27 protein-coding genes are annotated in these 24,894 nt (G+C 67.9%); 20 read left to right on the top strand and 7 right to left on the bottom strand.

Features of this window, described 5'->3' with window-relative positions:
• Positions 1-81: 81 nt before the first annotated feature.
• On the bottom strand, positions 82-831 hold the full coding sequence (gene lexA / locus J2X01_RS03980) for a transcriptional repressor LexA (RefSeq protein ID WP_310050781.1): 750 nt from the start codon (positions 829-831) through the stop codon (positions 82-84).
• A 341-nt stretch (positions 832-1,172) separates the two neighbouring features.
• Between lexA and J2X01_RS03985 the strand changes: the two genes are divergently transcribed.
• The 8 genes from J2X01_RS03985 to J2X01_RS04020 all read left to right on the top strand — a co-directional run bounded on the left by J2X01_RS03985 (position 1,173) and on the right by J2X01_RS04020 (position 7,412).
• Positions 1,173-1,610: a LysM peptidoglycan-binding domain-containing protein gene (locus tag J2X01_RS03985; protein ID WP_310050782.1), complete on the top strand. Its 438-nt coding sequence runs from the start codon at positions 1,173-1,175 to the stop codon at positions 1,608-1,610.
• Between the two features lie 56 nt (positions 1,611-1,666).
• The gene (locus tag J2X01_RS03990) at positions 1,667-2,785 is read left to right on the top strand and encodes a histidinol-phosphate transaminase (protein WP_310050785.1); all 1,119 of its coding nucleotides are present in this window, start codon (positions 1,667-1,669) and stop codon (positions 2,783-2,785) included.
• Between the two features lie 63 nt (positions 2,786-2,848).
• A complete protein-coding gene (gene hisB / locus J2X01_RS03995; protein ID WP_310050787.1) occupies positions 2,849-3,475 on the top strand; it encodes an imidazoleglycerol-phosphate dehydratase HisB in 627 nt (208 codons plus the stop codon).
• On the top strand, positions 3,472-4,212 hold the full coding sequence (gene hisH / locus J2X01_RS04000) for an imidazole glycerol phosphate synthase subunit HisH (protein ID WP_310050789.1): 741 nt from the start codon (positions 3,472-3,474) through the stop codon (positions 4,210-4,212). The genes hisB and hisH overlap by 4 nt, the downstream gene beginning before the upstream one ends.
• Positions 4,213-4,371 carry a CG2302 family histidine operon protein gene (locus tag J2X01_RS04005; RefSeq protein ID WP_310050791.1) on the top strand — a complete coding sequence of 53 codons (159 nt, stop codon included), beginning with the start codon at positions 4,213-4,215 and terminating at the stop codon, positions 4,369-4,371.
• An 84-nt stretch (positions 4,372-4,455) separates the two neighbouring features.
• The gene (gene priA, locus J2X01_RS04010) at positions 4,456-5,202 is read left to right on the top strand and encodes a bifunctional 1-(5-phosphoribosyl)-5-((5-phosphoribosylamino)methylideneamino)imidazole-4-carboxamide isomerase/phosphoribosylanthranilate isomerase PriA (RefSeq protein WP_310050793.1); all 747 of its coding nucleotides are present in this window, start codon (positions 4,456-4,458) and stop codon (positions 5,200-5,202) included.
• Between the two features lie 12 nt (positions 5,203-5,214).
• Complete coding sequence (locus J2X01_RS04015; RefSeq protein ID WP_310050796.1) at positions 5,215-6,114, top strand: SseB family protein; 900 nt, start codon at positions 5,215-5,217, stop codon at positions 6,112-6,114.
• Positions 6,115-6,176: 62 nt separating this feature from the next.
• Positions 6,177-7,412: an MFS transporter gene (locus J2X01_RS04020; protein WP_310050799.1), complete on the top strand. Its 1,236-nt coding sequence runs from the start codon at positions 6,177-6,179 to the stop codon at positions 7,410-7,412.
• Between the two features lie 66 nt (positions 7,413-7,478).
• Here J2X01_RS04020 and J2X01_RS04025 read toward each other — a convergent pair whose 3' ends face one another.
• Complete coding sequence (locus J2X01_RS04025; RefSeq protein ID WP_226761144.1) at positions 7,479-7,865, bottom strand: DUF1844 domain-containing protein; 387 nt, start codon at positions 7,863-7,865, stop codon at positions 7,479-7,481.
• Between the two features lie 423 nt (positions 7,866-8,288).
• Here J2X01_RS04025 and infC point away from each other — a divergent pair, with 423 nt between their 5' ends.
• From infC to J2X01_RS04045, 4 genes are all read left to right on the top strand, one after another.
• Complete coding sequence (infC, locus tag J2X01_RS04030) at positions 8,289-9,383, top strand: translation initiation factor IF-3 (protein WP_374724925.1); 1,095 nt, start codon at positions 8,289-8,291, stop codon at positions 9,381-9,383.
• Positions 9,384-9,498: 115 nt separating this feature from the next.
• Positions 9,499-9,693 (top strand): 50S ribosomal protein L35, encoded by a 195-nt coding sequence (gene rpmI / locus J2X01_RS04035; protein WP_009358635.1) that lies wholly within the window; start codon positions 9,499-9,501, stop codon positions 9,691-9,693.
• A 119-nt stretch (positions 9,694-9,812) separates the two neighbouring features.
• Positions 9,813-10,274, top strand: coding sequence for a 50S ribosomal protein L20 (gene rplT, locus J2X01_RS04040; protein WP_310050802.1), 462 nt, complete (start codon positions 9,813-9,815; stop codon positions 10,272-10,274).
• Between the two features lie 65 nt (positions 10,275-10,339).
• Positions 10,340-11,251, top strand: a complete 912-nt coding sequence (locus J2X01_RS04045; RefSeq protein WP_310050804.1) for a TrmH family RNA methyltransferase — start codon at positions 10,340-10,342, stop codon at positions 11,249-11,251.
• A gap of 135 nt (positions 11,252-11,386) precedes the next feature.
• Here J2X01_RS04045 and J2X01_RS04050 read toward each other — a convergent pair whose 3' ends face one another.
• Positions 11,387-11,653 (bottom strand): GlsB/YeaQ/YmgE family stress response membrane protein, encoded by a 267-nt coding sequence (locus J2X01_RS04050; RefSeq protein ID WP_310050806.1) that lies wholly within the window; start codon positions 11,651-11,653, stop codon positions 11,387-11,389.
• Positions 11,654-11,923: 270 nt separating this feature from the next.
• Here J2X01_RS04050 and J2X01_RS04055 point away from each other — a divergent pair, with 270 nt between their 5' ends.
• A complete protein-coding gene (locus J2X01_RS04055; protein ID WP_310050808.1) occupies positions 11,924-12,844 on the top strand; it encodes a cation diffusion facilitator family transporter in 921 nt (306 codons plus the stop codon).
• 60 nt (positions 12,845-12,904) lie between these two features.
• On the opposite strand, the gene J2X01_RS04060 is transcribed toward J2X01_RS04055, so the two are convergent.
• Positions 12,905-14,113, bottom strand: a complete 1,209-nt coding sequence (locus J2X01_RS04060; RefSeq protein WP_310050810.1) for an MFS transporter — start codon at positions 14,111-14,113, stop codon at positions 12,905-12,907.
• A gap of 172 nt (positions 14,114-14,285) precedes the next feature.
• On the opposite strand from J2X01_RS04060, the gene J2X01_RS04065 reads away from it, so the two are divergent.
• The 4 genes from J2X01_RS04065 to J2X01_RS04080 all read left to right on the top strand — a co-directional run bounded on the left by J2X01_RS04065 (position 14,286) and on the right by J2X01_RS04080 (position 17,673).
• Positions 14,286-14,741, top strand: coding sequence for a (deoxy)nucleoside triphosphate pyrophosphohydrolase (locus tag J2X01_RS04065; protein WP_310050813.1), 456 nt, complete (start codon positions 14,286-14,288; stop codon positions 14,739-14,741).
• An 87-nt stretch (positions 14,742-14,828) separates the two neighbouring features.
• Positions 14,829-15,986, top strand: a complete 1,158-nt coding sequence (locus J2X01_RS04070) for a Re/Si-specific NAD(P)(+) transhydrogenase subunit alpha (RefSeq protein WP_310050815.1) — start codon at positions 14,829-14,831, stop codon at positions 15,984-15,986.
• A complete protein-coding gene (locus J2X01_RS04075; RefSeq protein WP_310050953.1) occupies positions 15,986-16,303 on the top strand; it encodes an NAD(P) transhydrogenase subunit alpha part 2 in 318 nt (105 codons plus the stop codon). Before J2X01_RS04070 ends, J2X01_RS04075 begins: the two co-directional genes overlap by 1 nt.
• Complete coding sequence (locus J2X01_RS04080) at positions 16,300-17,673, top strand: NAD(P)(+) transhydrogenase (Re/Si-specific) subunit beta (protein WP_310050818.1); 1,374 nt, start codon at positions 16,300-16,302, stop codon at positions 17,671-17,673. Before J2X01_RS04075 ends, J2X01_RS04080 begins: the two co-directional genes overlap by 4 nt.
• 32 nt (positions 17,674-17,705) lie before the next feature.
• On the opposite strand, the gene J2X01_RS04085 is transcribed toward J2X01_RS04080, so the two are convergent.
• The 3 genes from J2X01_RS04085 to J2X01_RS04095 all read right to left on the bottom strand — a co-directional run bounded on the left by J2X01_RS04085 (position 17,706) and on the right by J2X01_RS04095 (position 20,258).
• On the bottom strand, positions 17,706-18,884 hold the full coding sequence (locus J2X01_RS04085; protein ID WP_310050820.1) for an Rv2578c family radical SAM protein: 1,179 nt from the start codon (positions 18,882-18,884) through the stop codon (positions 17,706-17,708).
• 199 nt (positions 18,885-19,083) lie between these two features.
• Positions 19,084-19,722 carry an SIMPL domain-containing protein gene (locus J2X01_RS04090; protein ID WP_310050822.1) on the bottom strand — a complete coding sequence of 213 codons (639 nt, stop codon included), beginning with the start codon at positions 19,720-19,722 and terminating at the stop codon, positions 19,084-19,086.
• Positions 19,722-20,258 carry a hypothetical protein gene (locus J2X01_RS04095; RefSeq protein WP_374724926.1) on the bottom strand — a complete coding sequence of 179 codons (537 nt, stop codon included), beginning with the start codon at positions 20,256-20,258 and terminating at the stop codon, positions 19,722-19,724. Before J2X01_RS04095 ends, J2X01_RS04090 begins: the two co-directional genes overlap by 1 nt.
• Positions 20,259-20,563: 305 nt before the next feature.
• Between J2X01_RS04095 and pheS the strand changes: the two genes are divergently transcribed.
• From pheS to J2X01_RS04110, 3 genes are all read left to right on the top strand, one after another.
• The gene (gene pheS / locus J2X01_RS04100) at positions 20,564-21,625 is read left to right on the top strand and encodes a phenylalanine--tRNA ligase subunit alpha (RefSeq protein ID WP_310050824.1); all 1,062 of its coding nucleotides are present in this window, start codon (positions 20,564-20,566) and stop codon (positions 21,623-21,625) included.
• 2 nt (positions 21,626-21,627) lie between these two features.
• Complete coding sequence (pheT, locus tag J2X01_RS04105; RefSeq protein WP_310050826.1) at positions 21,628-24,171, top strand: phenylalanine--tRNA ligase subunit beta; 2,544 nt, start codon at positions 21,628-21,630, stop codon at positions 24,169-24,171.
• Between the two features lie 194 nt (positions 24,172-24,365).
• The gene (locus tag J2X01_RS04110; protein ID WP_310050828.1) at positions 24,366-24,866 is read left to right on the top strand and encodes a 4'-phosphopantetheinyl transferase family protein; all 501 of its coding nucleotides are present in this window, start codon (positions 24,366-24,368) and stop codon (positions 24,864-24,866) included.
• Positions 24,867-24,894: the final 28 nt, after the last annotated feature.

Genomic DNA, 24,894 nt, shown 5'->3' on the forward strand with positions numbered 1-24,894 from the left:
GCAGCCGCAGAAAACGCGAAGAGCCCCGCCATGTGAGGCGGGGCCCTCCGCAACGACCGGGCGTGCGGGTCCGCCGGGCTCCTAGAGGGAGCGCAGGACCGAGACGACCTTGCCCATGATGACGGCGTGATCACCGAGAATGGGCTCGTATTGGGTGTTCTGCGGCAGCAGCCAGGTGTGGCCGTCGCGCTGGCGGAACGTCTTGACCGTTGCCTCGTCGTCCAGCAGGGCGGCGACAATGTCACCGTTGACGGCGTCACCCTGCCGGCGGACCACCACCCAGTCGCCGTCGCAGATGGCGGCGTCGATCATCGAATCGCCCGCGACTTTGAGCATAAAGAGCTCGCCGTGGCCCACGAGCTGGCGCGGCAGCGGCATAACGTCCTCGACGACCTGGTCCGCCAGGATCGGCCCGCCGGCGGCGATGCGGCCCACCAGCGGCACCATGGCCGTATCGGTGGCACTGGCCAGCTCCGACACCGACAAACCGCCGACCGTGCGCAGGCCGCTGGACTTCCCGACTCCGGAATTCTTTGTGGTTCCCTCATCGAGGGTCAGGGGCATCAGCACTTCCATGGCGCGGGGGCGCTTGGGGTCGCGGCGCAGATAGCCCAGCTTCTCCAGCTGTGAGAGCTGGTGGGTGACGCTGGAGAGGCTGGCGAGGCCGACCGTGTCACCGATCTCGCGCATGGACGGCGGGTAGCCGTTGTCCGTCACGGAGCGCTGGATGGTTTCCAGAATCTTCTTCTGCCGGACCGTGAGGCTCTTGGGCGGCCGGGCTGCCTGCGTGTTCCGCTGGGTGGCCCTGCCGCCGGTGGCTTGTGCTGCCATGTTCGCCAACGCCTTTCCGTTCCGCCCGGCCGCCGTGGCTGCGGCTGCCGGGAACTTCCGGCCTGAAATGTCAGACCCTGCTGATCAACTGCAGAAGTGGTTGTTCTTTGACTCAAACGTAGGCCAGCCGCACGGCTTTTTCAAACATTTGTTCTAGCGAGTCTCGACAATGTTCGTCAATAAGTGCTAAAACAGATCAGGCAGCGTTCGAATATGTGTTCTAGTGAAACACGGCATGGACGCAGCACAACGTTCGGTTCTTTGTTCGAAGGTCAGGCCGGTTGGCGGCGCATATGTGGAGTATGCCGGGCGGCACAGTATGGTCCAGGAGGGCTAAGTTCATGTCAGCATCAAGCGTGTTTCACGATACTTTCGGCCGCGACGCATTCGGCAACTACGGCCGCCCCGGGGGCGGTGCGCCGGGAGACCGGCGCACCGTGGCCGGCCGCGGACCACGGGCCAGGCAGGCGCCGCTGAGGCTAACCCGGCGGGGACGCATTGTCTTCATCGGGGTGCCGCTGATCCTGCTGGCCGCGCTCGTTCTGTCCCTCAGCGGCTTCCTCAACGCCCCGGCCAAAGCCGCGGAGTCCGCCGCTGATCTCTCCCTGACCCCCACGGTGACCGTGACGGTGCAGCCCGGTGAGTCCCTCTGGGCCATCGCCGAGGCCGTCGCCCCGGAGCGGGATCCCCGCGATGTCGTCGCCGACATCGTCCAGCTGAACAACCTGGAGGCTGCCCGGGTCGTGCCGGGCCAGGCGCTCTTCATTCCGTCCAAGTAGCTCCGTTGATCCGTCACAGTTTCAGCCCCCGCCGCGATCTCACTTAAACTGGTGCAGTGACTGACCAGCTAGAGCGCCTGAACCGACTTCCCCTCCGGACAAACCTGCGCGGCCTGACGCCCTACGGCGCGCCGCAGCTGGACGTGCCCATCCTGCTCAACGTCAACGAGAACACCCACGGCGTCCCGGCGGACGTTCGGGCCGCCATCACCGAGGCCGTTACGATTGCCGCGGTCGGCCTGAACCGCTACCCGGACCGCGAATTCACGGAACTGCGTGCAGCCCTGGCCGAATACCTCGGGCACGGACTGGGTGCCGACAACATCTGGGCCGCGAACGGCTCCAACGAGGTTCTCCAGCAGATCCTTCAGGCGTTCGGCGGCCCGGGCCGCACCGCCCTGGGCTTCCCTCCCACCTACTCGATGTACCCGCTGCTGGCTGCCGGCACGGACACCGGGTACCTCGCGGGCGTCCGCGCCGACGGCTACGGGCTGAGCGCCGAGTCGGCGGCCCGCCAGGTCCGCGAACTCCAGCCGAACATCGTCTTCCTCTGCTCCCCGAACAACCCCACCGGCACCGGGCTGGGCCTGGACGTGGTGGAAGCCGTCTACGAGGCCGGCGAGGCCAGCCAGACCATCGTGATCGTCGACGAGGCGTACCACGAGTTCGCCCACGACGGCACGCCCAGCGCCCTCACCCTGCTGCCCGGCCGGGAACGCCTGATCGTCTCGCGCACCATGAGCAAGGCCTTCGCCCTCGCCGGAGCCCGGGTGGGCTACATGGCGGCCGCGCCGGAAGTAACGGACGCCCTGCGCCTGGTCCGACTCCCGTACCACCTCTCCGCCATCACCCAGGCGACAGCCCTGGCCGCCCTGCACCACCGGGTGGCGCTGATGGCCGACGTCGAGGACATCAAGCGCCAGCGGGACAGGATCGTGTCCGAACTCCAGCGGATGGGCCTCAAACCGGCCGCCTCCGACTCCAACTACGTCTTCTTCGGCGGTCTCGACAACCCCCACGAAGTCTGGCAGGGCCTGCTCGACGCCGGCGTGCTCATCCGGGACGTTGGCATCCCGGGACACCTGCGCGTCACGGCCGGGACTGAGACGGAAACCACAGCCTTCCTCGAAGCCCTCGAACTGATCCTGGCCGGGCACGCGGTACAGCCCGCCTAGACTTAACCCAGGACATCCACCCTGCCTGAACGGCGGGCACCGTCGTCATCAAAGGACACCCACATGAGCAACACCGGATCAACCGCTGCCGAGGCCCGGACCGCACGCATGGAACGGACCACCAGCGAATCATCCGTGCTGGTCGAGATCAACCTGGACGGCACCGGCGTGTCCGACATCAGCACCTCGGTCCCCTTCTACGACCACATGCTGACGGCGCTGAGCAAGCACTCCCTGATCGATATGACGGTCAAGGCCACCGGCGATACGCACATCGACGTCCACCACACCGTCGAGGACGTTGCCATCACCTTCGGCGAGGTCCTGCGCACCGCGCTCGGGAACAAGGCCGGGATCCGCCGGTTCGGCGAAGCCACGGTTCCGCTCGACGAGGCCCTCGCGCATGCCGTCGTCGACGTCTCCGGCCGCCCGTACCTCGTGCACGGCGGCGAGCCGGCCGGCCAGGAGTACCACCTGATCGGCGGACACTTCACCGGTTCGCTGACCCGCCACGTCTTCGAGGCGATCACCCTGCACGCCGGAATCTGCCTGCACATGAACGTTACCGCCGGCCGGGATCCGCACCACATCGTCGAGGCCCAGTTCAAGGCGTTCGCGCGTGCCCTGCGCGCCGCCGTCGAACCGGACCCCCGCGTCAAGGGCATCCCCTCCACCAAGGGGGCGCTGTGACCGGCCGGGTACTGAAGGACGGGGCAATCATCAACCCCGACGCCGGCCGGAAGCCGGCGTCGCCCGAGGGCAAGCCCACGGTCACGGTCCTCGACTACGGCTCGGGCAACGTCCGTTCCGCCGTCCGCGCCCTCGAACGCGCCGGCGCCGAGGTGATCCTCAGCTCCAAGCCGGAGGACGTGCTCAACGCCGACGGCCTTCTGGTCCCCGGGGTCGGTGCGTTTGAAACGGTGATGCGCGAACTCAAAGCCGTCGACGCGATCCGCATGATCGGCCGCCGCGTCGCCGGCGGCCGTCCCGTCCTGGCCATCTGCGTCGGCCTCCAGGTCTTGTTCGAGGCCGGTGTCGAGCACGGCACCGAAGCCGAAGGGATGGCGGAATGGCCCGGCAAGGTGGAGCTCCTCCCGGCCGACGTCGTACCGCACATGGGCTGGAACACGGTGACGGTTCCGGAGGGCTCCAGGCTCTTCGCCGGTGTCGAGGACGAGCGCTTCTACTTCGTCCACTCGTACGGTGTCCAGAAGTGGGATTTCGACGTCATCCAGCCGCGGATGACGGCGCCCCTCGTCACCTGGTCTGAGCACGGCGCCCCGTTCATCGCAGCTGTGGAAAACGGCCCGCTGTGCGCCACGCAGTTCCACCCGGAGAAGTCCGGCGATGCCGGAGCGCGCCTGCTGCGCAACTGGGTGGAAGGCCTGCACGGCGGGTCCCGGACCCCGCAAACCGGGACCGCCTAGATGTGGTCCATAGTGCTGATGGGGCTCGCCGGGCTGCTGGTCGGCGGAGGGCTGTCGTTCCGCCTGCAGAAGAGCCCGCGCTGGGTCCAGGTTGTGTTCTACGTCCTGGCCGGGATGGCGCTGCTCGCCGCCTACCTCCTGACGCTGCCTGCCGCCTGACGCTGCCTGCCGCCTGACGCGCCCCGCCGCCGCAACCCCCTGCCGTTTTCCCGAAGAGCCGTACCTAAGAGCTGAGGATCCACGATGACCACCGAAACCCCGCTGCCCCTGCTGGAGCTGCTGCCCGCCGTCGACGTCGTCAACGGCCAGGCCGTCCGCCTCGTCCAGGGCGAGGCCGGCAGCGAAACGAGCTACGGCACTCCGTTGGAAGCTGCGCTGAACTGGCAGCAGCAGGGGGCGGAATGGGTCCACCTCGTTGACCTCGACGCCGCTTTCGGGCGGGGCTCCAACGCTGAACTGCTTCGCGAAGTGGTCGGCCGGCTCGACATCAAGGTGGAGCTCTCCGGCGGCCTGCGCGATGACGAGTCGCTCGAGAAGGCCCTGGACCTGGGCGTCGCCCGCGTGAACCTGGGCACGGCGGCACTGGAGAACCCGGAATGGACGGCCCGGGTGATCGAGCGTTTCGGCGACAAGATCGCCGTCGGACTGGACGTCCGCGGCACAACACTCGCCGGCCGCGGCTGGACCAAGGAGGGCGGTGACCTCTGGGACGTCCTCGGACGCCTCGAAGAGGCAGGCTGCTCCCGTTACGTCGTTACGGACGTCACCAAGGACGGCACGCTCCAGGGACCCAACGTCGAACTGCTGCGCCAGATGGTGGAGAAGACCGGCAAGCCCGTCGTCGCCTCCGGCGGAATCTCCAGCCTGGATGACCTCAAAGTCCTCCGCTCCCTCGTGCCGCTCGGCGTCGAGGGCGCCATCGTCGGCAAGGCCCTCTACAACGGCAACTTCACCCTGCCCGAGGCCCTCGACGTCGCCGGCCGCCGCTAGCCGGTCAGCAGCATGGAGCACCAGCCGGCCGCCGACAGCGCCGCCGACAGACCAGCCGGGCCACGCCAGCTGCCCGGCCATATCGCAGCTGCCCTCGCCGGCGCGGGGGGCCCGGCCGACTCGGCCGGGCAGCCCTGGGCCGGGCGCAGCCTCACCGGCGACGACGCCACGATCCACAATTTCGAGGACGACGACGGTGCGGCCGACGCCGGGTATCTTGCCGCGCTGGCCGCCCTCGCGGCCGGCGACGGCGACGAGGCGGCGGTGGTGGCCGCACTGGCCACGGCGCGGGTCTTTGTGCCGATCCTCGCCACCCTGGCAGAAGAAGCCGAAGGGGCCGGTGGGCTGCACGCCGACAAGCAGGCCGACATGGCCCTCGTGACCCTCAAGGCGCCGGACGGCCGGACGGCGATGCCCGTGTTCACCTCAGCCGCCTCGCTCGCGGCCTGGCACCCCGAGGCCCGCCCGGTGGCGGTCTACGCCGCCCGTGCGGCCCTCTCCGCGGTCGCTGAGGGCGCGGAGTTGCTCGTGCTCGACCCGGGCTCCCCGGTGACCTTCGTGGTGCGCCGGCCCGCCCTGTGGGCCCTGGCGCAGCAGCGGGACTGGGCGCCGTCGTACGCTGACCCCGGGCTCGCCCGGAGCCTCGGCGAGGCCGCCGCTGGCTTTTCCGCAGTCCGCCGTGTAGAAATTCATCCAGGCAGTGGAGTTGCCTCACTGACAGCCGATGGAACCCAGCTGCCGGGCGGAGGCGCCGGCCCGGAACTCCGGGTGCTGCTCTTCCTCGAAGACGGGCTCGACGCCGCCGGCGTCCAGTCCATCGTGGCCGGCCTCAATCAAGCCTGGGCGCGGAATGAAGTGTTCGCTGAGCGGGTTGACTCGATCGAGGTCAAATTGCGGCGCGCAGCAATGTAGCTGACGGACAGCGGGAGAGATCCTGGTGCTGCCGACGGCCGTACCAGAAGGAAATAGTTTTCGTGAACTTCGCGCTGTACCGGGAGCTGCTGGCCGTCCGGCCGATCAGGCGGCTCCTGCTGGTGGGCATGGTCGCCCGAATCCCGCACTCCGCGGCCGGAGTCCTGCTGACGCTGCACATCGTCCTGACCCTTGGCCATGGCTATGCCGCCGCGGGGGCCGCTGCCGCCGTGATGACGATTGGCATTGCCGTCGGTGCACCCTGGCGCGGCCGGCGCGTTGATACCGTGGGCCTGCGGCGTGCCCTCATCCCGTCCGTCATTGCAGAGACCGTCATTTGGTCGATCGTGCCGCATGTGACCTACGAACTGCTGCTGCCCCTCGTGTTCGTCGGCGGACTGTTGACGCTGCCGATCTTCAGCGTGGTGCGCCAGTCCCTCGGCGTCCTCGCCACGGGGGAGCAGCGCCGGACTGCCTTCGCCCTCGACGCCATCTCCACCGAACTGGTCTTTATGATGGGCCCCGCCGCCGGCGCTTTGGTCGCGACCGCCGGATTCTCGGTCCTGGGGCTGACCGCCGTCGGCATCGCCACCTCGGTGTCCGGGCTCTTCCTGATGTGGTTCAACCCGCCGACCCGAACCTCCGAAGGCGACGCCAAGTCCGATCCAGTGTCCGATGCGGCGTTTGAGTCAAGCCGGCGGCACAAGGTCATCCATAATTTTGCCTGGTTCACCCCGGCCGTGGCAGCCATTTTCGCCGTCGCAGCCGGGGTCGGCATGATCCTCAGCGGCACCGACGTCGGGATCGTTGCTTCGCTCGAAACCGGCGGCCACCAGGCCGAGATCGGACTGGTGTTCGTGTTCTGGTGCGGGGCCTCGGTGGTCGGCGGACTGATCTACGGCGCTATGCACCGGCCGGTCCCGCCGATCCTGCTGCTGCTCGGCATGTCCGCCCTGACCATTCCCATGGCCTTCGCGCAGGACACCTGGACCCTCAGCCTGCTCGCGCTGCTGCCGGGCCTGCTATGCGCACCGGTGCTGTCCGCAGCCTCGGAGAAGGTCGCCGACGTTGTCGACGAGCGCCGCCGCGGTGAGGCGATGGGCTGGTATGGCTCGGCGCTCACCGGCGGCGTCGCCCTCGGCGCACCGCTCGCCGGGGTCTTCATCGATGGCATCGGCGCTGCGGCCGGGTTCGTGGCCGTCGGAGCCGGCGGTGTGCTGCTGTGTCTGCTGGGACTGGGGCTGCAGCACCGCCGCCGGCGGCGCCTCGCCGCGGTAGAACCCGCACAGCGGCGTTAACGACGGCGGCGGGCGGACCCGAGTGGTCCGCCCGCCGCCGCGTTGTGGCCGGATTGCTGGTTGTGCTCAGTTGACCGGGCCGGTGTACTTCTCGCCCGGGCCCTTGCCCGGTGCGTCCGGAATGATGGATTCCTCGCGGAAGGCCAGCTGCAGGGACCGCAGTCCGTCGCGCAACGGCCCGGCGTGCTGGGAACCGATCTCGGGTGCCGCGGCGGTGACCAGGCCGGCGAGGGCCGTGATCAGCTTGCGGGCCTCGTCGAGGTCCTTGAGCTCTTCGGCGTTTTCCTCGGCGGCGAGGCCAAGCTTCACGGCGGCGGCGCTCATAAGGTGCACGGCGGCGGTGGTGATGACCTCGATCGCGGGCACCTCGGAGATGTCGCGGATCTGCTGTGAAACGTCGCCCTGGGCGCTGGCGGGCTCGTAAACATGTGAATTACTGTCTGAAGTGCTCATGCTGGTAAGCTTGTCACAGACCGACTGAATGTCGTTATTCCCTGTGTTGCACTGCAGCGGTATGACGGCCGGAACCCGTCCGCAACCAACATGCCCGGCATGCAGGTGCGCAGGACGGGATTTCTTCTGTAGAATCGACTTTCAGTTAGCAAGCGGAGTTCTCTCCCACCCGCGTCAGCCGCTCTCCTTCGGGAAGCTTCGCAAGAAGCAAGGTTGCCGGGTACCTGGTCGGGCATTCTTCCCGGGCGTCAGCCTGGCGGGATGCATGCCGTCTCACACGAGGCTGGCAGTACCGATCTTCGAGGCCTTCGATTGCTCCGGCAATTGGGGGCCTTCTCTTTTTGCCGGTGGAATACCCCTCACGAACACAGGAGCTTTAACATTAGCGAGCCAAGAATCAATGAGCGTATCCGCGTCCCCGAGGTGCGGCTGGTCGGCCCTGCAGGCGAGCAAGTAGGCGTTGTCCGTATTGAGGATGCCCTGCGTTTGGCTGCCGAGTCCGATCTTGATCTCGTTGAAGTTGCACCGCAGGCCAAGCCTCCGGTGTGCAAGCTGATGGACTTCGGCAAGTACAAGTACGAAGCCGCCGTCAAGGCGCGCGAGGCCCGGAAGAACCAGACCAACACGGTCCTGAAGGAAATCCGCTTCCGCCTGAAAATCGACACCCACGACTACGAGACGAAGCGCGGCCACGCGCTCCGCTTCCTGGGCGCCGGTGACAAGGTCAAGGCCATGATCCAGTTCCGCGGCCGTGAGCAGCAGCGCCCCGAGATGGGCATCCGCCTGCTCCAGCGCTTCGCGGATGACGTCGCCGAAGTCGGTGTCGTGGAGTCCAGCCCCCGGATCGATGGCCGCAACATGGTCATGGTGGTCGGTCCTCTGAAGAACAAGGCAGAAGCCAAGGCAGAAGCCCGCCGTGCATCACAGCGCGCGGAAGCCAAGGCCGAGAACGAAGCCAAGGCTTCGGGCGGCGGCGGCCGCGTTGACACGTCCGGCGTCGATGCGCCGCTGACGCAGTCGCTCGCTGATCTTCTTCCGGAGGGCTACCAGGTCCGGACGGAGGCTGAGGCGCCGGAGGCTGAGGTGACCGAGGCTGAGGTGACCGAGGCTGAGGTATCCGGAACGGCGGAGTCCGCCACGGAGGCTCCGGCAACGGAAGCGCCCGCCGCGGAGGCTGCCCCGGCCGTCGAGGCCAAGGCTGAGGAAGCCCCGGCTCCCGTCGCGGAGGCACCGAAGCAGGAGGCACCCAAGGCCGCTCCGAAGCGTGAGGCTCCGAAGGCTGAAGCGCCGAAGGCGGCAGTCAGGCCGGCTGTCGCCAAGGCGCCCGAAGCTCCCAAGGCTGCCGCCAAGGCTCCGGAAGCCGCCAAGGTGCCCGAGGCTGAAAAGTCCGCTCCGGCGGCTGCGCCGAAGCCGGTTGCAGCACCGAAGCCGATCCCGCGTCCGTCGGCGCCGAAGCCCGCTGCACGGCCGGCTGCCCCGAAGGCCGCCGCCAAGCCGGGCACCAAGAAGACCAACTAGTTCAGGGCTGCCGGACAGCAATGTCCGGCAGCAAGCAACCAGCACGCCGCCCGCAGGGGCGGCTGCACGAAAGACTGCAGACCCTGTCTGCGGATACGTAAGGAGATCGGTTCCCATGCCGAAGATGAAGACCCACAGTGGTGCTAAGAAGCGCTTCAAGCTGACCGGCAGCGGCAAGCTGCGCCGCCAGCAGGCCAACCGCCGCCACTACCTTGAGCACAAGTCCTCCAGGCTGACCCGCCGCCTCGCCGGCGACAAGATCGTCTTCAAGGGCGACGCCAAGGTCATCCGGAAGATGCTCGGCATCTAAGTTCCAAGTTCTCTGATTGTTGCCACCTGGCAGCAGTCAACTACCAAAAAGGCTTCTCAGGCCAGCCGGTTGTTCCGGCAGTAGATGCTTGGGATCAGTAATTTCTAAGGAGTACGCACGTGGCACGTGTGAAGAGGGCGGTCAACGCCCACAAGAAGCGCCGGGTTATTCTTGAACGCGCAAAGGGCTACCGTGGACAGCGTTCACGCCTGTACCGCAAGGCCAAAGAGCAGCTGCTGCACTCGTTTGTCTACAGCTACGGCGACCGCAAGAAGAAGAAGGGCGACTTCCGCCGCCTGTGGATCCAGCGCATCAACGCTGCATCCCGCGCCAACGGCCTGACTTACAACCGTCTGATCCAGGGCCTCAAGGCCGCTGAGGTCGAGGTTGACCGCCGGATGCTGGCCGAGCTGGCCGTTTCCGACGCCAACGCCTTCGCCGCGCTGGTCCAGGTCGCCAAGGATGCGCTGCCCGCCGACACGTCCGCTCCGGCCGTTCAGGCTGAGGCTGCACCGGCCGCCAAGAAGCCGGCCGCCAAGAAGCAGGCTGCCAAGAAGGCTGACGCCGAGGCCGCAAAGTAGTTCCTGCCGCAGTTGAAGAACTGCGTCGTTCGAGAACCTGCTGCGAAAGCTACTAAGGTTCTTGTATGAACGAAACCGGGCGCCCGCAAGATGTTCCACTTTCCAATCCCCGAGCTGATCGGGTGAGGAAGGTGGCACAGCTTGCCGGGCGCCCGGCCCGTTTAAAGCGCAGCGAGTTCCTGGCGGAGGGCCCGCAGGCTGTCCGGGAGGCCCTGGTCCTGCACCGGAAAAGGATTGCGGCGGGGGAGCCTGGCGTCGTCTACGAGGTCTACGCGAGCGAGGCCTGCCTCGACCGGCACCCGGACCTGGAGACACTCGCGGAGGGCACCTCCGCCTATCTCGCCACCGACGAAGTGCTTGCCGCGATGGCGGATACGGTCACCCCGCAGGGCATTCTCGCGGTTTGCGGTTTCCTGGACGTGAGCCTTGAGCAAGTGCTCGACGCAGGCCCGCGGCTGCTTGCCGTGCTGTGCCAGGTCCGTGACCCCGGCAACGCCGGCACCGTGCTCCGGGCCGCCGATGCCGCCGGCGCGGACGCCGTGATCCTGACCGGGTCCAGCGTCGACATCTACAACCCCAAGGCCGTGCGCTCGACGGCGGGATCCCTCTTCCACCTGCCTGTCGTGCTCGGCGCCGACGTCGGGGAACTGGTGGCGCGCTGCAGGGAACGCGGCATCGGAGTCCTCGCGGCGGACGGCCGCGGCCAGCTCGACCTGGACCGGCTGCAGGACCAGAACGCGGCCCGCCGGCTCGGTGCACCATCGCCGGACTCCGAGTACGCGCTGGAGAGTCCCACGGCGTGGCTCTTTGGCAACGAAGCCCAGGGCCTATCCGAGGAAGAACTTGCCCTGGCCGACCACCGCGTGGCGGTCCCGGTGTACGGGGCCGCAGAGAGCCTCAATCTCGGCACAGCGGCCACCGTCTGCCTCTACGCGAGTGCCCGGTCGCAGCAGGACGGCGCAAAGCCGGGCAACTAGTAGTCCCTCCACCGGACGCAGTATGGCCCGGACAACGGCGAAAAAATACGGCGGGGGTCCACCGCATGGTGGGCTCCCGCCGTCGTTGTTGCAAGCGTCCCCGCACCGTGGGTGCCGGGCCGGTGGCCAGTGCAGTTACGTGGTCTTGTTGCGTCCTGTGATGGCGCCGTAGATGCCGGCAACCGCCAGGCCGCCAACAATGGCCAGGAGCCAGGAACCGAGATTCCAGAATTCCATCTTCCCGCCGCCGAAGAGCAGGTCGCCGATCCACCCGCCGACAACGGCGCCGACAACGCCGAGCACGAGGCTGGTGATCCAGCCGCCGCCGACCCTGCCAGGCATGATTGCCTTGACGATTGCACCTACTATGAGTCCGAGAATGATCCAGCCTAGAAAGCCCATTACTCCTCCTACATATTCGTCGGCATCCAAATGGTGAATCCCGAGTATGGCTTCAAGCTAACATAGGCCCGTTTCCTTGTCAGCAGGATCACACCCAATCGTTACCTGCCGGGTGAGCTGCGGCGTTTCGGGTCAGCCAGGGCCCCGGCCCGTGACGCAGCGGTGCCTGCGCGGGTCCTTGGCTGCGGCGATAACAGGTACGGTATTCCTTGTGGGCGCAGGCAACGGTTGGAGCCCACCCCCCGGACGAATCCCTAAGGAGAAGCTCTCTTGGCTGCAAATGGCGGTACCAAGGCGATTGTTGCAGCGCTGGCTGCGAACCTGACAATCGCCGTCCTGAAATTCGTCGCGTATTTCCTGACGTTTTCCTCATCGATGCTGGCAGAAGCGATCCACTCGCTCGCGGACTCGGGCAACCAGATCCTGCTCCTCGTCGGCGGCAAGAAAGCCAAGCGCGCCGCGAGCCCGGAGCATCCGTTCGGCTACGGGCGCGAGCGTTATATTTACGCCTTCATCGTCTCGATCGTGCTGTTCAGTGTGGGCGGCCTCTTTGCGCTCTACGAAGCGTGGGGGAAGCTCCAGCACCCGCACGCCATTGAGGGGGCGTTCTGGTGGGTTCCGCTCGCTGTCCTGATCGGTGCCATCATCGCCGAGTCCTTCTCGTTCCGGACCGCGATCATCGAGTCCAACCACCTCCGCGGCAAGCAGAGCTGGGTCAAGTTCGTCCGCAGTGCCAAGCAGCCGGAGCTGCCCGTCATCCTCCTCGAAGACCTCGGTGCCCTGGTGGGCCTGGTCTTCGCGCTCTTCGGCGTGAGCCTGACGCTCCTTACCGGCAACGGCATCTGGGATGCCCTGGGTACCGCGATGATCGGCTTCCTGCTCGTGGCCATCGCCGCCGTGCTAGCCGTCGAGACGAAGTCGCTGCTGCTCGGTGAATCAGCCACAAAGGACGACGTCGTCAGGATCCGAGCGGCCATCGAGTCCGATGGGACCTCGATCATCCACCTCAAGACGCTTCACCTGGGCCCGGAGGAACTGCTCGTCGCGGCCAAGATCAGCATCGGCCAGTCCGACACCGGCCAGGAAATTGCCAAGGCGATCGATGACGCCGAGGCGCGGATCCGCGCGGCCGTGCCGATCGCCCGGGTCATCTACCTCGAACCGGACGTCCAGCGCGTCAGCACGCCATAGCCGGCGCCCGGCCGCAACGGACCGGGAACTGAGGCCGTTGGCCGGGAGCCGCATTGCGGCCTACCGGACCAGCGGCCTCTTGCGTTCGACCAGTCCGCTGATCAGCGCGACGCCGAGGCCCAGGATGGCCAGCCCGGCCCCGACCAGGGCGGGCGCCACGTAGCCCCAACCCCAGGCAATTACGAGGCCGCCGAGGAAGGCCCCCAAAGCGTTGGCGACGTTGAGGGCCGCATGGTTGAGCGAAGATGCCAGTGAGGGGGCATCCGGGGAAGCGTCCAGCAGCCGGGTCTGCAGCGCCGGGACGAGCAACGAACCGGCGCCGCCGACGACGAAAACCATCACGTAAGCAGACCAGGGCCAGTGCACGGCGGCGGCGTAGACCACGAGTGCCACGGCGATGCCGGGCAGCACCCAGTAGATCGTTCCCATCACGGACTTGTCCGCGATCCGGCCGCCGACGATGTTGCCTGCCACCATGCCCAGCCCGTACAGCGCGACGACCAGCGGGAGCCAGGCGGCCGGAATTCCCGCCACGGAGGTCATGGTGTGCGCGATGTAGGTATATGTGGCGAAGAAGCCGCCGAAGCCGACGATGCCGATCAGGATCGCCAGCCAGACCTGGAGCCGCTTGAGGGCCCCCAGTTCGCGGCGGAAGCTCGCATCGGCGTGCGGCTTCTGGAACGGCAGGAACTTCCAGAGCATCACCAGGGTGAGGATGCCAATCACGCCTACCAGCAGGAACAGCAGCCGCCAGCCGTACGTCTGTCCCAGCCAGGTGCCAAAGGGGACGCCAACGACGTTGGAGACTGTCAGGCCGGCCATGACCATCGAAATTGCCCAGCCGCGCCTGGTCGGCGCGACCAGTGACGCCGCGATCACGGCCGCAATGCCGAAGAAGGCTCCGTGCGGCAGCCCGGCAGCGAAGCGCGACACGAGCATGGTCCCGTAGTCCGGCGCGATAAAGGACGTCAGGTTTGCGATGCTGAAAAACATCATGAGCCCCAGGGCAAGGTACTTCCGCGGCATCCTGGCGCCGACGGCGGCCAGCAGCGGGGCGCCGATCACCACACCGAGCGCGTAGGCCGAGATCAGGTGGCCGGCCTCCGGAGTGCTGATGTTAAGCCCTTGCTCCACCTCCTTGAGCAAGCCCATCATGGTGAACTCGGTGGTGCCGATGCCGAAGCCGCCCATGGCAAGGGAAACGATGGCAAGGGCGAGATGGCGCGTGCCGGTCCCGGCGGTCGCCGGGGCCTGTGTGGTGGTTGTCATTCGTCTGCTTTTCGGTGACGCCCCCGGCTGGAACCGGGAGATTGCGGCAAGATAAATCTGATTTTTGTGCTGGTGGGTGTAACCGGGCGGGCGTACGCGGTATTCCGGGTCTTCAGGAAGGCGGCCCCTACCCATTGTCTCCTAAGCTGCCGCCGCCCCTAGACTTGGGAGCGTGACTGGACTCATCAGCGTCGTGGGAGGCGCAGTACTGGATTCCCTTGCCGAACCCGGCCGGCTGCTCGTGGCGCGGCGGACGGCGCCCCCGCAGTTCGCCGGCATGTGGGAGTTCCCCGGCGGCAAGGTCGAGTCCGGTGAGACGGCCGAGGGGGCCCTGCACCGCGAGCTGCTCGAAGAGCTGGGCGTGAGCATCCGGCTTGGCGCCGAACTGGACAGCGGCGCCGCCGACGGCTGGCCGCTCAACGAGCGCGCCGCGATGCGCGTGTGGTGTGCCGAGCTTCTCGACGGTGTTCCCCGGCCCCTGCAGGACCACGATGAGCTGCGCTGGATCAATCTGCGGAACCGTGAGGAGGTCCTGGGCCTGCCATGGATTCCGGCTGACTTTCCGATTGTCGAGGCGTTGCTGGACATGCTTCAGGTATCGGACTCACCGGCCGTGACCGCGCGCTGAGGCCCGGCTGGAGGCACGCAGCGGCCCCACCTCTCGCCAAAGCGTGAAGCATGTGACTACGCTGAAGCGAACCGAGAGGAGCAGCCCGTGCAGGTCGGTGTCAGGCGGGAGCAGCGTGCAGGGGAGCGGCGGGTTGCCGCCACGCCGGAGACGGTGTTGCAGCTCAGGGCCCTCGGCCTGGACGTGGCGGTGGAGAGCAATGCGGGCGCCGGGGCCGGGTACGCGGACGCAGCCTTCGCCGCGGCCGGAGCGTCGATCGTCCCGGAGCTGATAGCTGAGTCGCTGGATGTGCTGCTGCATGTCCGGCCGCTCGAACCGGAGACCGCCGCGGGACTGCGCCCGGGCACCGTCTCGATCGGGTTTGCCTCGCCGGCGTCGGAACTTCCCGGTGTGCGCGCCCTGGCTGCCGCGGGCGTGACCTCCTTCGCGCTGGAGCTGGTGCCGCGCATCTCCCGGGCCCAGTCCATGGATGCGCTCAGTTCCCAGTCTCTGGTTTCGGGCTACCGCGCCGTTCTGGAGGCGGCCCTGCGCTATCCCAGGTTCTTCCCGCTTTACATGACGGCGGCCGGTACGATCCCGCCCGCACGCGTGCTCGTCCTGGGGGCCGGCGTCGCCGGACTGCAGGCGATCGGCACCGCGAAGCGACTCGGGGCGAGGGTCTCCGCGAACGATATCCGCGCGGCCTCCGCAGACGAGGTCGCCTCGATGGGAGGCACGTTCATCCACCTGGATCTTGACACTCGAACTGCGGACCCGTCCGCTGAGGGCAGCGGCGGCTACGCCCGTGAGCTCGGCGAGGACCGGGCCAAACGCCAGCGTGCCCTGCTGGCCCCGCACGTTGCCGCGGCGGATGTGCTGATCACCACGGCGGCCATTCCCGGCCGCGCGGCACCGTTGCTGGTGACCACGGAAATGGTGGCCGGAATGCGCGCCGGTTCGGTTGTGGTTGACCTTGCGGCGGAGTCCGGCGGAAACGTCGAAGGAGTCATCGCTGGCCGTGACCTCCAGATCCCGGTGGACGGCGGATCCGTGACCCTGGTGGGACTGCAGGACGCCGCCTCGGCGATGCCCTCCGATGCCTCCCGGCTGTTCGCCAAGAATGTCGCAAACCTTTTGGCCCTGATGACCGCCGACGGCAAAGTCGTCCCGGATTTCGACGACGAAGTCGTCGCGGCCTCCTGCCTGACCCACGGCGGCTCCGTCCGGCATGCCGCCACCGCGGAAGCACTGGAGGCCTTCAAATGATGGATCCGATCACGCTGTTAACCGTGGTGGTGCTCGCCGTTTTTGTAGGATTCGAAGTCGTCTCGAAGGTGACGAGCAAGCTGCATACGCCGCTGATGTCCGGGGCCAACGCCATCCACGGCATCATCCTGGTGGGCGCGATTATCGTGGCGGGTCAGGCCACTGACCCGTGGTTGCTGACGGTCGCCCTCACCGCCGTGGTGCTGGCGACCGTTAATCTCGTCGGCGGGTTCGTGGTGACGGACCGGATGCTGGAAATGTTCAGCGGCCGGAAGCCTGCCAGGCGCGGTGCCCGCACCCGGGAGGACGGCGCGTGAGTATCCTCGGCCCCGGCTGGACGTCCCTGTTCTACCTCGTGGCCGCTGTCTGTTTTATCCTCGCGCTGAAGGGACTGAGCTCGCCCCGGACCGCCCGGCGCGGCAACGCCATCGGGGCGGCCGGCGCGCTCGTGGCTGTGGTCACCGTTTTCCTCTCCGCGAAACTGGAGAACATCCCGCTCATTATCGCCGCGATCGCCGTTGGTTCCGCCGTGGCCGTCCCCGTGGCCCGGCGCGTGCAGATGACCCAGATGCCGCAGCTGGTTGCCCTGTTCAACGGAGTAGGCGGCGGAGCCGCCGCCCTGGTGGCGGTGCTGGAGCTGGGCCACAGCGGGGATCCCTGGGTGCGGCTGGCCGTGGTGTTCACGATGCTGGTGGGCGCGGTGTCCTTTGCCGGGTCGGCCGTGACGGTGGGGAAGCTGCAGGAATTGATCAGCGCGCGCCCCCTGCTGTTCCCCGGCATGCCGGTGGTGATGGGAGTTGTGGTGCTGGGGGCCGTCGCGGCCGGGGGCGTCGTCGTCGTGACAGGTTCGGTCGGCTGGGCCATGGCGCTGTTGGTGCTGGGCCTGATGGCAGGACTGCTGCTGGTCCTTCCGGTCGGCGGGGCCGACGTTCCAATCGTGATTTCCCTGCTCAACGCTTTCACCGGCCTCGCGGTCGCTGCCTCCGGCATCGTGCTGGGCAATGTGCTCCTGGTCGTTGCCGGCACGCTCGTGGGGGCCAGCGGTACCATCCTGACCAAAGTGATGGCGTCCGCCATGGGCCGCGGCGTCACGGGCATCATGTTCGGAGCCTTCCGGGGAGGCTCGACGGCGGGGTCAACGGTGCAGAGCGACCGGCCGGTGCGCTCCTCTTCGCCTGAGGACGTCGCAGTCCAGCTCGGCTACGCGCAGCGGGTGGTGATCGTTCCCGGTTACGGACTGGCCGTGGCCCAGGGCCAGCATACGATCGCCGAACTCGCCACCGCGCTGGCCGCCCGCGGCGTCGAGGTGGTCTTTGCCATCCACCCCGTGGCCGGCCGGATGCCGGGCCACATGAACGTGCTGCTCGCGGAAGCGAACGTTCCGTATGAGTGCCTGAAGGAGCTGGAGGAAGCCAACCCGGAGTTCCCGAACACCGACGTGGCGCTCATCGTGGGCGCCAATGACGTGGTTAATCCTGCCGCCAAGTCCACGCCCGGGGCGCCGATCTACGGGATGCCGATCCTGGAGGTGGCCCAGGCTGGGCAGGTGGTGTTCCTCAAACGCTCTATGCGGCCGGGCTTCGCCGGGATCGAGAACGAGCTGCTGTTTGATCCGAAGACCACGCTCCTTTTTGGTGACGCCAAGGAATCGCTCACCCGCGTCCTGGGCGCCGTGAAGGCCCTCTAGCGCTGGGTGGGCTGCCGGAAGAGGGCCGACTGCTAGAACAGGGTGGGCTGCGCCGCCTCGGTTGCTGGCCGTCGCGGGCCGCCAGGCAGCGTTGCCTCGCCGGGGATGCTGCCGGCGGGGTACTGAGCTTCCTCATCCCGCGGGTCGGTGCTGCCGGGATCGTCGTTGAGGTCGCGGTGGCTGAAGCCCTGCGAGCCGGAGAAACCGTGGCGGGCCTTGAAGTACCGGATGCGGCCCGACAGCCAGGCACGGTATTCCTTGGAGGCGTAGGAGCCGGTTCCGTACAGGCGCCGGTACTTGCCCGCGAGTTGCGGATGTTCCCTGGCGATCCACTGCATGAACCATTCTCGGGTTCCGGGCTTGAGGTAGAGGGCACCGGCGGTAACGCCGGTGGCGCCCGCCGCAGCCAGCGACCCGAACAGGGAATCGAGGGCCTCGTCACTATCCGAAAGCCAGGGCAGGATGGGCATGGCCATCACGCCGCAGGGCAGCCCTGCCTCGCGGAGACGCGTGATCAGCTTGAGGCGTGCGCGTGGACCGGGCGTGCCCGGCTCCACCGCTTCGGAGAGGCTCTCGTCAGTCATCGCCAGCGAGATGCCCACGCCGACAGGCACCTGTGCCGCGGCGTGTTTCAGGAGCGGGATGTCCCGGGCCAGCAGCGTGCCCTTGGTCAGGATCGACAGGGGTGTGCCGGAATCGGCCAGAGCCCCGATGATGCCCGGCATGAGCCGGTACCGGCCCTCCGCCCGCTGGTAGGGATCGGTGTTGGTGCCGAGCGCCACGTGCTGCCGTGCCCAGGCGGGCCTGGCCAGTTCCCGGCGCAGGACCTCCGCGGCGTTGATCTTCACCACCACCTGGCTGTCGAAGTCCAGCCCGGCGTCGAAGTCGAGGTAGGTGTGGCTCTTCCGGGCGAAGCAGTAGACGCAGGCGTGGCTGCAGCCGCGGTAGGGGTTGACGGTCCACTCAAACGGCATCCGCGAACCGGCGACCACTTTGTTGAGCACCGATTTGGCGGTGACCTCATGGAAAGTGACCCCGGCAAACTCGGGGGTGGACACGGACCGTACCAGCCCGATCAACGGCAGCAGCGCATCGGTGGCGGGGGACTGGCTGCGCCCGCTCGTTACGCCGGGTGCCCCGTCACCCGGCGACCCGGTTCCGGAAGCCGTGTCTTCGGGCGCCGGTTTGAGTGCTTGTGCGTCCCATCTCATTGGTCCATTCGAATATATGTTCGAGTTTAAGTCAAGGCCCCCGCACGCTTCCGGTGAAGGCGGCGCTCGCGGCCCGCCCGCGGCGGGGTCCCCGCCGTCGTCGTCCTCGGCACCCTGGCCGGGGCCACGATCCTGGTGGCACCGCACCGGCTGGCCCCGCACCGGCCGGCCCCGGACTGTGCCGGCACCAGGGCGCAGCTCAGTCGAGCAGTTCCCACACGACGTTGACGGTGGCGCTGATGCTGGACTCGCCGGCCTCCACGGTGAGCGACTCCACTGCGGCCGCACGCTGCATCTTCGCCACCGGGATGGGCGCCGGCTGGCCGGACTGCTGCACGAGCGAGACCACCTTGCCCAGGGAGGCGCCGGCGAGCGACGCGAAGTGCCCGGCCGTGGTGAGTGCGTCCTGCCAGGCGGCTTCGCGGGCCCGCGCCGTGACGGCGGCGGGATCGGCGAAGCCGAGCTCCAGCCCGTTGAGCCGGACTGCGTTGCCGCCGGCGTTGACCGCGGCGGCGATGACCTCCGAGGATCTGCCCAGCTCCCTGAGCCGGACGCTCAGCACGCTCGATGCCAGGTAGCCCGAGACGACCTGGCCGCGGCCCTCCTGCCAGTTCACCTCGGCGCGGACATTGAGTCCCGACGTCGTGATGTCCGGATTCGCCACGCCGTATTCGCGCAGTGCCGCCGTGATGGCTGCCGAGACACGGCCCGCCTCGCCGTAGGCCGCGCCGACGTCCTCCTGGCGGCACTCGACGCCGATCGAGAGGGTCAGCAGGTCCGGTGCGGCTTCCGCACTGCCGGACCCGCTGACTGAAATTGATCTTTGGCTGTCGGTCATTATGCCTCGTTCCGTTCTGGGGCCGCTGGGCCCGTCCGGTGCTGGAGCCGGGGGTTGGAGCCGGTTTTTCCGGAGCCGGGCGTTCCGGATCCGGCAGGGAAATCCGCTGTTGAGATCCGGGGGTCAGTTCGCCTCGCCCGCTCCGGATATCCGCCAGCCCGCAGCCCGGCGTGCCGTTCGAAGAAGTTGCGCGAGCCGGGATTGCCGGACCGGGCCAGGGACCAGCCGGCGGCGAGGAAATACAGCGGCAGGAAGGGCAGTCCCAGGCACCAGGCGTACTGGGTGCTGTGGCGCTCCTCGTGCCCGAGCAGCAACGGGTTGGCCAGGGCTTCCTCCGGGCCGGAGCGGAAGAGCACCACATTGCCGACCGTGAAGGCGGCCGCGAAGGGCAGCCGCCAGCGGTACCCGGTGGCGATCAGCAGCCCCCGGGGTCCGCGGCGGACTGGAGCGCGGGCGCAGCCGGCCAGCAACAAGCCCAACGGAGTGGTTGTATTCAGTACGTTGGCCAGCTGCCGCAGCCGTTGTCCCGGCGTCATAACGCCATGCTAGCCGGGGACCCGCCTGCGGGATACGCGGCCGCAGGGATGCGCAGCGGCAATGACACGCGGGGGCGCCGGATCCAGCGGCGCGGAAGACAAAATGACGGGGACAGGCGGGAGCGCCGGACGCCCGCGGGAGCGCCGTCACGTTCGGGCACCGGAGTGCGTTCAACTAGACTGAAGGGGAGTGCCCGCCCGAGCGTTATTTGGCGAGCCCTGCCCTTTGTCAACGCGCCGGTCCCTGCTCCTGTTGAAGGTCCTGTGCGCGGTGGCATGAACCGACTCGTAGCTAAGAACAGTAGATGACTGAAACTTTGCCGGGCGCCGGCGTCCCGAATCCCCTGGATGAAGCCGCCATCACCGCCGCCGTAGACCAGGCCGTTGCCGCCATTGCCGCCGCCTCCACGCTCGATGAACTCAAAGCCGCGCGCCTCGCGCACACCGGCGAGAAGTCCGCACTGAGCCTCGCCAACCGTGAAATCGGAAGGCTGCCGAAGGACCAGAAGTCCGCCGCCGGAAAGCTCATGGGCTCCTCCCGGGGACGCGTCAACAAGGCGCTCGCGGACCGCACGGCCGAGCTTGAAGCCGAGAACGACGCGCGCATCCTGGTCGAGGAGACCGTGGACGTCACAGCGGCTCCGCGCCGCCGTCGTACCGGTGCACGCCACCCGCTGTCCACGCTGCAGGAACGCGTCGCGGACATCTTTGTCGGCATGGGCTGGGAGATCGCCGAAGGGCCCGAGGTCGAGTCCGAGTGGTTTAACTTCGACGCGCTGAACTTCAAGCCGGACCACCCGGCCCGCGAAATGCAGGACACCTTCTTCGTGGAGCCGCCGGAAGCCCACCTGCTGATGCGCACCCACACCTCCCCGGTGCAGGTCCGCTCCATGCTGGAACGCGAACTGCCCATCTACGTGCTCTGCCCCGGCAAGGTGTTCCGCACCGATGAGCTCGATGCCACCCACACCCCCGTGTTCCACCAGTTCGAGGGCCTGGCCATCGACCGGAAGCTCAGCATGGCGGACCTCCGTGGCACCCTGGAGCACTTCGCGCGCCAGATGTTCGGCGACGAAGCCCAGATCCGGCTGCGCCCCAACTACTTCCCGTTCACCGAGCCGTCCGCCGAGCTGGACATCTGGCACCCGGGCGCCAAGGGCGGTCCCGGCTGGATCGAATGGGGTGGCTGCGGCATGGTCAACCCAAACGTGCTCCGCGCCGCCGGCATCGACCCGGACATCTATTCAGGTTTTGCCTTCGGCATGGGCATTGAGCGCACGCTCATGTTCCGCAACGAGGTCGGCGACATGCGCGACATGATCGAAGGCGATGTACGTTTCAGCGAGCACTTCGGGATGGAGATCTAACAGTGCGTATCCCACTTTCCTGGCTGCGTGAATTTGCGCAGGTACCGGCCGGAGCAACGGCCGAAGACGTGATGGCCGACCTGGTCAAGGTCGGTTTTGAAGAAGAAGCAGTCCACCGGCCGACGGACACCCTCCGGGGACCCATTGTGGTCGGCCAGGTCCTCAGCATCGTCAAGGAGCCCCAGACCAACGGCAAGACCATCAACTGGTGCCAGGTCAGGGTGGTCCCCGAAGGCCGGCAGCAGAGTCTCACCGGCGAGGGCATCGACCCCTCCGGCGTGCAGGGCATCATCTGCGGCGCCCACAACTTCGGCGAAGGCGACAAGGTAGTGGTCACCCTTCCGGGCGCTGTGCTTCCCGGCGACTTCCACATTTCCGCACGGAAGACCTACGGGCACCTGTCCGCCGGGATGATCGCCTCGGTGCGTGAGCTCGGCATCGGCGAGGACCACGACGGCATCCTGGTGCTGTCCCGGATCGGGCTCGACCCGGAAATCGGCACCGACGCCATGGAACTGCTGGGTCTTTACGACGAGGCCGCCGAAATCAACGTCACCCCGGACCGCGGATACGCTTTCTCGATCCGCGGGGTGGCGCGGGAATACGCCCACGCCACCGGGACCACCTTCACCGACCCGGCAACCAGGGTGCAGGCGCCCGCGGAACTGGCCGGCGGCCACGGCGTGAAGCTCAACGACGACGCCCCGATCTACGGCAAGCCCGGCTGCGACCGCTTCGTGGCCCGCACGGTCCGCGGCGTCGACGCCACGAAGCCGACGCCCCCGTGGATGGTTTCACGGCTGCGGCTCGCCGGCATCCGCTCCATCTCCCTGCCGGTGGACATCTCGAATTACGTCATGCTCGAACTTGGCCAGCCCACGCACTGCTACGACCTGGACAAACTGTCCGGTGACATCGTGGTCCGGCGCGCGGTGGCGGGGGAGAAGATCACTACCCTGGACGCCAAGGAGCGCACGCTCGACGTCGAGGACCTGCTGATCACCGACGGTTCCGGTGCGATCGGCATCGCCGGCGTGATGGGCGGCGCCGCCACCGAGGTCAGCGATTCGACGTCGAACGTCCTGGTCGAGGCCGCGCACTTCGACGAAGTGTCCATCGGACGCTCGCGGCGGCGGCACAAACTGCCCTCCGAAGCCTCCAAGCGGTTCGAACGCGGCGTTGACTGGCAGGTTGCCGGCATCGCCGCGCAGCGCGTCGTTGACCTCCTGCTCGAACTTGCCGGGGGCACTGCCGAAGAGGCAGGGACCGACGTCGGAACCGCACCGGACGCCGTTACCGTCGAGCTGCCCGCAGCGTTCGCCGCGGAACGGATCGGCATCGATTTCACCGAGGAACAGATCCTCACCTCGCTCAAGGACCTGGGCGCCGTCGTTGTGAAGAACGACGGCGGGTACACGGTGACCGCCCCGAGCTGGCGGAACGACCTGGAAACCAAGGAAGACCTCACCGAGGAGATCGCGCGGCTGGTCGGCTATGACCAGATCCCGGCGACCCTGCCGGTGGCGCCGCCGGGCCGTGGGCTGACCCGCGTCCAGCAGCAGCGCCGGCGCCTGGTCCAGGCGCTGGCCGCGTCCGGCCTCACCGAGGTTCTGGCATACCCGTTCGTCTCCAAGGCCGCCAATGACACCTTCGGCGTTCCTGCCGAGGGGTCGCCGCGCAAGGCCATCAAGCTCGCCAACCCGATCAGCGAGGAACACGGCTATCTGCGCACCTCGATCCTGCCGGGCCTGATCGAAGTCGCCAAGCGCAACCACTCGCGCGGCTTCCGCGACCTGGCCCTTTTCGAGGCAGGGCTGGTGTTCCTGCCAGGCGACACGCTCGGCACCGCGTCGATCCCGCCGCTCGGTGTCAAGCCCGGTGATGAGGTGCTGGACGGCCTGTACGACGGCGTCCCGGACCAGCCGCTGTACCTCGCCGCAGTGCTCACCGGACACGACTCTCCGGCGGCCGCCGGCCACACACCCCGGACGTGGGACTGGGCCGACGCCCTGGACATCGCCCGGACCGCCGGTGACGTGCTCGGCGTCGACATCGTCATCAGCCAGGGACATCACCAGGCCTTCCACCCCGGGCGGACCGCGCAGCTGGCGCTCCGTACCGGCGAAGTCCTGGGCTACGCCGGCGAGCTGCACCCGAAGCTCCTGGCCGCCCACGACATGCCGGCCCGGTCCGTGGCCCTCGAGTTCGACGCGGACGCCCTCATCGGCGCCGCGGCGGACGTCATTGTCGCCCGGCACCTCTCCACCTACCCGGTGGCCAGCCAGGACGTTGCCCTCGTGGTGCCGCAGGAGGTCCCGGCAGAAGACGTGCTTGCTGCCCTGCGCGAGGGCGCCGGCGAACTGCTCGAGGACGTGGCACTCTTCGACGTCTACGCGGGCAAGGGCATCGAGGAGGGCAGGAAGTCGCTGGCCTTCAGCCTGCGCTTCCGTGCCGCGGACCGCACGCTCACCGCAGACGAGGCATCCGCGGCCCGCGAGAGTGCCGTGGCCGTAGCCCACGAGCGCTTCGGAGCAGTCCAACGCTAGAGCTCGGCGGAACCGTCGCCGTTGCCGGAATAACCGTCCGGTCCGTTCGTCTTGCCGACATCGGTCCGGACGCAGGGGCCTTCCTCGATCCTGCCGAGCGGGCGCGTGCCGCGGGCATCAAGGACCCGGCAACCCGGCAGGATTTTGTCGCCGGCCGGATCGCGCTGCGCCGTTTCGCCGCGGAACTGCTCGGCGTGCGCCCCGGGGACCTGACGGCCACCTACAGCTGCCCGGACTGCGGCACGGGGCCGGAGCTGGACCACGGCCGGCCCCGCTACCAGTTGCACGGTGCCTCGGCCGGTTTCAGTCCCGCCCTCAGCCTGAGCCTTTCCCGCAGCCGCGGCTGGGCCCTGCTGGCTGCCGGCGCCCTGACACCGGCGGCAACGGTCGGCATCGACCTGGAGCACAGCTCCAGGGTCGGGTTTCCCGGGTTCGACGACGTCGCCCTCACCCCTGCGGAACGGCAGCTGCTTGCAGTATTGCCCCCGAACCAGGCGGACCCCTGGCGGACAGCCGTTTGGGCGCGCAAGGAAGCCCTGCTCAAAGCCCGCGGCACCGGACTGCGTCTGGACCCGTGCTCGGTCGAAGCCTTTGGGGAGCCCACCGACGGCGCCGTCCTCGTTGAGCTGGACACGGCTGCCCTGGGCCTGCCCGCAGGCTTCGCCGCCGCGCTGGCCGTCGTGGGACCGGCTTAACGGCCGCAGCCAGGTTGTGGAAGCCCCG

The sequence above is a fragment of the Arthrobacter ginsengisoli genome, assembly GCF_031456935.1.
Taxonomy (GTDB): domain Bacteria; phylum Actinomycetota; class Actinomycetes; order Actinomycetales; family Micrococcaceae; genus Arthrobacter; species Arthrobacter ginsengisoli.

Excerpts from the sequence above, each read along its gene's own strand:
- J2X01_RS04045 (WP_310050804.1), top strand. The coding sequence starts at position 10,340 with ATGAACGAAACCGGGCGCCCGCAAGATGTTCCACTTTCCAATCCCCGA.
- priA (WP_310050793.1), top strand. The coding sequence starts at position 4,456 with ATGACCACCGAAACCCCGCTGCCCCTGCTGGAGCTGCTGCCCGCCGTC.
- J2X01_RS04075 (WP_310050953.1), top strand. The coding sequence starts at position 15,986 with ATGGATCCGATCACGCTGTTAACCGTGGTGGTGCTCGCCGTTTTTGTA.
- J2X01_RS04090 (WP_310050822.1), bottom strand. The coding sequence starts at position 19,722 with ATGACCGACAGCCAAAGATCAATTTCAGTCAGCGGGTCCGGCAGTGCG.
- pheS (WP_310050824.1), top strand. The coding sequence starts at position 20,564 with ATGACTGAAACTTTGCCGGGCGCCGGCGTCCCGAATCCCCTGGATGAA.
- J2X01_RS04060 (WP_310050810.1), bottom strand. The coding sequence starts at position 14,113 with ATGACAACCACCACACAGGCCCCGGCGACCGCCGGGACCGGCACGCGC.
- J2X01_RS04015 (WP_310050796.1), top strand. The coding sequence starts at position 5,215 with ATGGAGCACCAGCCGGCCGCCGACAGCGCCGCCGACAGACCAGCCGGG.
- J2X01_RS04005 (WP_310050791.1), top strand. The coding sequence starts at position 4,213 with ATGTGGTCCATAGTGCTGATGGGGCTCGCCGGGCTGCTGGTCGGCGGA.
- rpmI (WP_009358635.1), top strand. The coding sequence starts at position 9,499 with ATGCCGAAGATGAAGACCCACAGTGGTGCTAAGAAGCGCTTCAAGCTG.
- hisB (WP_310050787.1), top strand. The coding sequence starts at position 2,849 with ATGAGCAACACCGGATCAACCGCTGCCGAGGCCCGGACCGCACGCATG.
- lexA (WP_310050781.1), bottom strand. The coding sequence starts at position 831 with ATGGCAGCACAAGCCACCGGCGGCAGGGCCACCCAGCGGAACACGCAG.
- J2X01_RS04050 (WP_310050806.1), bottom strand. The coding sequence starts at position 11,653 with ATGGGCTTTCTAGGCTGGATCATTCTCGGACTCATAGTAGGTGCAATC.
- J2X01_RS04025 (WP_226761144.1), bottom strand. The coding sequence starts at position 7,865 with ATGAGCACTTCAGACAGTAATTCACATGTTTACGAGCCCGCCAGCGCC.
- J2X01_RS04085 (WP_310050820.1), bottom strand. The coding sequence starts at position 18,884 with ATGAGATGGGACGCACAAGCACTCAAACCGGCGCCCGAAGACACGGCT.
- J2X01_RS03985 (WP_310050782.1), top strand. The coding sequence starts at position 1,173 with ATGTCAGCATCAAGCGTGTTTCACGATACTTTCGGCCGCGACGCATTC.
- J2X01_RS04095 (WP_374724926.1), bottom strand. The coding sequence starts at position 20,258 with ATGACGCCGGGACAACGGCTGCGGCAGCTGGCCAACGTACTGAATACA.